The organism is Psychromarinibacter sediminicola (assembly GCF_029168335.1).
GTDB lineage: Bacteria > Pseudomonadota > Alphaproteobacteria > Rhodobacterales > Rhodobacteraceae > Psychromarinibacter > Psychromarinibacter sediminicola.
This window is the reverse complement of record NZ_JARGYC010000145.1, coordinates 1-4,560: the sequence shown is the minus strand read 5'-3', so window position 1 is coordinate 4,560 and position 4,560 is coordinate 1. Positions and strand designations below refer to the sequence as shown.

Genomic DNA, 4,560 nt, shown 5'->3' with positions numbered 1-4,560 from the left:
ATCAGCTCGCGGAACATCGCGTGCCGTTCCATCCAGAACCGGACCATCTCGCCGAAGTTCTCGTGGCCCTCCCAGTCCGCGCGCGGATAGGCGTCGCGCAGCACGCGCAGCGCCTCGGGCAGGCCGTCGCGCCGCTCCAGATCCCAGTCGGCCATTCGCGTTCCCCTTGAAACCTCGCCCCTCACCTAGCCCCGGACGGCGCGGCCGCCAAGGGTCGTTCAGGCTTCGTTAACCCTGATTCCCGTAGGCTCGGCCAAGGAGGTTCCATGGCTATCCTTCGGCTGGCATTGCTGTTTCTTTTTTCGGCCGGGCAGGCGGCGGCCGGCGCGTGGCCGCGCGGCGAGGGCAATACGTTCGCTTCGTTGAGCTGTTCTTTGAGCGAGGAAGCGCAGGCGATCGGAACCCCGGCCTTCGATCCGGCCGGCTACCTTTCGCTCATGGTGGAGCACGGCTGGACCGCCCGCCTGACCTTCGGGCTGGAGGCGGGACGGGCCGACGCGGGCGACCACAAGGCGTTCCTCTACGTGGCGCGGAGCGTGGGGCCCGCCGACGCGACCCACCGCTTCGCGGTCCGGGCCGGGCTGGGCCGCATCCGGGCAGGCGGCGTGGACGAGGCCGCCGCGCTGGCGGGCCTGTCCTGGGGCCGCGGCTTCACCACCGGCCTCGGCGACGGCTGGGCCGCGGTCGACAGCACGCTGCACTACCGTTTCGGCACCGGCGACATCGTGGCGAAGACCGACGCGACGCTGGGCCTCAAGCCGCGCGACGGCCTGCAGGTCTTCGTGCAATTCCAGGCCGGCCGGTATCCGGGCAACGCGCCGTACCTGCGCGCCGTCCCCTCGCTGGCGTGGGAGTTTTCGCCCGGCCGGCATGTCGAGGTCGGCGTGCCCGTCGGCCTGGTCGGCGACAACGCCGTGGGGCTTAAGATCGGCGCCTGGCTGGAATTCTGACCGCGGCTCAGTCGAAGACCGCCGTCACCTCGTACATCACCGGCTCGAAGCTCTTGGCCAGGGTGCCGATATGGCGGTTGCGCTCGCGCATCTCGTCGCTGCGCAGCATCGCCTGGAAATCCTCGCGCCGCACCCACTGGCTGTAATTGGCGATCCGGGTCTGGGCGTCGTTGACGTGCAGCCCGGCGGCGACGAACCCCGGCTGCTTCGAGATGAACTCGTCGAAGGCGGCGGTCAGCGCCTCCAGCAGGTCCTGGCAAGTGCCAGGGTTGACATCGAACGTCGTGATCACCGTCTGGACCGGCTCGCCCTTCGCAATCTTGACCATGGCTGGCGGCTCCCTCGCTCTGTGGTGGCGGGCGGCGCCGGGGCCGCCCTTGTCGTCATCTCAGGACGTGAACGCAGCATTGGGCATGGCGCACGACCCGCGCGGCGGTCGAGCCCAGGAAATAGTCCTGCATCCCCGGCCGGTGCGAGGCGACGATGATCAGGTCCACGTCCTTGTCGTCGGCATACTCGACGATGGCGCGACCGGCATGGCCGTCGATCACCTCGGTCGCCACCTTGGTGCCATCGCCCAGCTCGGCCTTCATCCGCTCCATCAGATTGGCGGCGCGGGTCTCGGTGTGCTGCTCCGGCAGGTATTGCGCGGCGAAGCCCGGCAGCGGCTCCATCACGTGCAGCGCGGTCAGCTTGCCGCCCTCGGACAACAGCTTCTGCGCGACGGACAGCGCCTCCTGCGGCGTGTGCTCGTGATCCAGCGCGACGGGTATGAGTATGTGCTTGTACATGGTTCCTCCGGTGCCCTTGCTCAGCTTCGCATAGGCAGCCGGGCGGTTCCAGTCATTGACATATGTCATGCGGCTTGCGCAGGCGCCGGCCTTGCGATTTGCTCCGCGCCATGGCCGAGACCGATCCGATCCGACCCACCGACGACGAGGCCCGCGCCCTGGCCCGTGCGCTGCTCGACGGCGCGACATCCGGCGCACTGGGGGTGCTGGCGGACGGGGCGCCGATGGTCACGCGCATCGCGGTGGCGCGGGACGAGGCGGGCGGCCCGCTCACCCTCGTCTCCGCGCTGTCGCAGCACACCACGGCGCTGAGGGCGCAGCCGGCCTGCTCGCTCATGGTGGGCGAGCCGGGCGACAAGGGCGACCCGCTCACCCACCCGCGCCTGACCCTGCAGTGCCGCGCCGATTTCGTGCCCCGGCCCGGCGCCGACCACGACCGGCTGCGCGCGCTGTACCTCCGGCAACAGCCGAAGGCAAAGCTCTACATCGACTTCGGGGATTTCGCCCTGGTTCGGCTGCGCATGACGGCCGGGTTCCTGAACGGCGGCTTCGGGCGCGCGTCCCGCCTCGCGCCCGAAGACCTCGGCCTCGCGTGACCGGCCTCAGGCCGGCTTGTCGCCGCGCGCGGTCACGAACACCTTGCCGCGGCAGGGCTCGGGCCAGACAAGCTGGACATAGCTGTTATCCGCCCCGGCATTGATGTTCACCGTCGGCATCACGTACAGCTTGTCGCCCGCCCCGTTCCGGATCGCATCGCGCATCACCACCGAGCTGACCGTGCGCGCATTGCCGCCGAAGGGCAGGTAGTCGCCCACGTTCAGCGTCCAGGTCGCGGCATCGCTCGGCTGGTCGAAGTCCAGCGTCACCGGGTTGATCGCCGGCTGATCGACGCCGTTGAAGGTGTTGCCCTCGAAGATCACGTTCCGGGTGCGGAAATGGTCGAGCTCGGCAAAGGTGTCGTCCACCGTCTCCACCCGCGCGACGCTGCCGTTCAGCGACTTGAAGGTGTTGCCGGTCACGCTCAGCCCCTGGATGAAGTGGCCCGTCCCGTAGGGCTTGATCACGATCCACGAGAACCAGGACGCGACATCGTTGCAGGTGAAGATGTTGCCGGTCATCGTCAGCCCGCCGAACGAGTATTCGTTCGCGAAATCGGGATGCTGATCGTGCTCGTTGGTCAGTTCCACCGCGTTGTTGTCGATGTAATTGCCGGTGATGATCGTCTTCGCGTTCGGCTCCGTCAGGATCAGCCCGCCCAGCCGCGGCCCGTTGGTCACCCCGTCGCCGTTGAACCAGTGGTTGCCGACGATCAGGTGCCCGTTGCCCGCCATGATCGCGGTGTGCCGGAACCGCTGAAACCGGTTGTCGCGGATCTTGGAGTCGTTGGCGTTCACGTTGAAGCAGATCGACTTGCGCTCCGTCACCGGCAGCGACTGCTCGTCCGAGGTGAAGTGGCAGCGGTCGATCTGCAGGTCCTGACAGCCCGAGCCGATCGAGGTGATGCCGCGATCCTTCGGCTTGGTGATGAAGCAGTCCTTGACGTGGAACGTCTCGCCGATCGGCGCCAGCATGATCGCGCTGCCGCGCCCGGCGCACTGGAACTCTATGCTGTCCAGCGTCACCTTCGAGATCTTCTGGAACCCCGAGAAATCCAGCGCGTACTTGAACCGGCGGAACGTGTAGGTCTGGTTGCCGTCCGGCCCCCAGAGCGGCTGGCTCAGCGTGACCTCCTCCGCGCCCACGTTCTTCTCGGTCACATAGACCTCGCGGCCAACGCCCGTCCCCTCGACCAGCGCGCCCACCGGCACGTTCGCCACGTTGCCCACGCTGGTCAGCTTCTTGGGGCTGTTCGGGCTGTAGCTCGCCTGCGACGTCACCACCTCGGTGTCCCAGCCGGTGCCGGAGACGCAGTTGAACTGACCGTTCCGCACCACGCGCCGGATCTCGTAGCCCGACTTGTTCGGCACCGCCGCCGCCATGTCGACCGGCGCGCTCAGCTCGATCCGCCGCCCGCAGAGATCCAGCGACTCGTGCTCGGGCGCGTTCAACAGCGCCTGCCACGCCTTCCGGAACGCCAGCACCTCGTCGCCGAAGGCGTCCAGGTAGGTGTTGTAGTCGTAGTTCTGCCGCAGGATCAGCATCACATCCGTGGCCGCCGTGACGGTCCCCTCGAACCGCACCCGGTTGTCGAAGGTCACGTCCGCGCCCAGCTTGTAGGTGCCCTCCGACACCAGAACGGTCCGCCCGTTCGCCGCCGCATCCGCCGCCTCGAAGGCGGCGCTGTCGTCGGCCGCGCCGTCGCCGATGGCGCCATAGTCCCGCACGTCGACAAAGCCGAACAGATCCCGCAGGAAGACGTTGGTGACATCCTCCACCACCAAATCGTCCACCCGCACCACGCCGCCATTCGACCCGGTCAGGTCCAGCCCGACATGGGCATAGGCCGGCGCCGTTCCCCACACGAGATCCACGCCCGACCGATTGCCGCTGCCGATGATCGCGGTGACCTCCACGATCTCGCCATAGGCGGTCAGCGCAACCGAAGGCCCGGTCTCGTCGATTCCGCCGACATGAGCGTTCGAGGCATCCCCCGCCCAGGCCGCGATCCGCACCGACGGCAGGTTGCCGCTGACCGCCTTCACCTTCGCGGTCACCCGCAGGTAGCAGCCGGGCAGGATCGGTGTCTCGCCCATGTGGCGCAGCTTCTGCACCGACTCCGTCTTCACCAGAGTCTTTCGGGATTAACCAGGCGCATATCCCGCAGCCTGGAAATAGTTTCTGCATTCAACCGGAGAGAACAGGTCGCATATCCTGCCGAG

Annotated in this window: 5 protein-coding genes; 2 read left to right on the top strand and 3 right to left on the bottom strand. The window is 67.7% G+C overall.

The genetic code is table 11. The annotated features are described in order from the left end of the window. The first annotated feature begins 374 nt into the window (after positions 1-374). Positions 375-950: a hypothetical protein gene (locus tag P1J78_RS24220; RefSeq protein ID WP_275569940.1), complete on the top strand. Its 576-nt coding sequence runs from the start codon at positions 375-377 to the stop codon at positions 948-950. 7 nt (positions 951-957) lie between these two features. On the opposite strand, the gene P1J78_RS24215 is transcribed toward P1J78_RS24220, so the two are convergent. Together P1J78_RS24215 and P1J78_RS24210 are read right to left on the bottom strand one after the other, a co-directional pair. Next, the gene (locus tag P1J78_RS24215) at positions 958-1,278 is read right to left on the bottom strand and encodes an antibiotic biosynthesis monooxygenase family protein (RefSeq protein WP_275569939.1); all 321 of its coding nucleotides are present in this window, start codon (positions 1,276-1,278) and stop codon (positions 958-960) included. A gap of 55 nt (positions 1,279-1,333) precedes the next feature. Beyond that, a complete protein-coding gene (locus P1J78_RS24210) occupies positions 1,334-1,810 on the bottom strand; it encodes a universal stress protein (protein WP_275569938.1) in 477 nt (158 codons plus the stop codon). Positions 1,811-1,851: 41 nt separating this feature from the next. Between P1J78_RS24210 and P1J78_RS24205 the strand changes: the two genes are divergently transcribed. Further along, positions 1,852-2,337, top strand: coding sequence for a HugZ family pyridoxamine 5'-phosphate oxidase (locus P1J78_RS24205; protein WP_275569937.1), 486 nt, complete (start codon positions 1,852-1,854; stop codon positions 2,335-2,337). A gap of 6 nt (positions 2,338-2,343) precedes the next feature. Here P1J78_RS24205 and P1J78_RS24200 read toward each other — a convergent pair whose 3' ends face one another. Continuing rightward, the gene (locus P1J78_RS24200) at positions 2,344-4,467 is read right to left on the bottom strand and encodes a glycosyl hydrolase family 28-related protein (RefSeq protein ID WP_275569936.1); all 2,124 of its coding nucleotides are present in this window, start codon (positions 4,465-4,467) and stop codon (positions 2,344-2,346) included. Positions 4,468-4,560 lie beyond the last annotated feature (93 nt).

Excerpts from the sequence above, each read along its gene's own strand:
- P1J78_RS24205 (WP_275569937.1), top strand. The coding sequence starts at position 1,852 with ATGGCCGAGACCGATCCGATCCGACCCACCGACGACGAGGCCCGCGCC.
- P1J78_RS24215 (WP_275569939.1), bottom strand. The coding sequence starts at position 1,278 with ATGGTCAAGATTGCGAAGGGCGAGCCGGTCCAGACGGTGATCACGACG.
- P1J78_RS24210 (WP_275569938.1), bottom strand. The coding sequence starts at position 1,810 with ATGACATATGTCAATGACTGGAACCGCCCGGCTGCCTATGCGAAGCTG.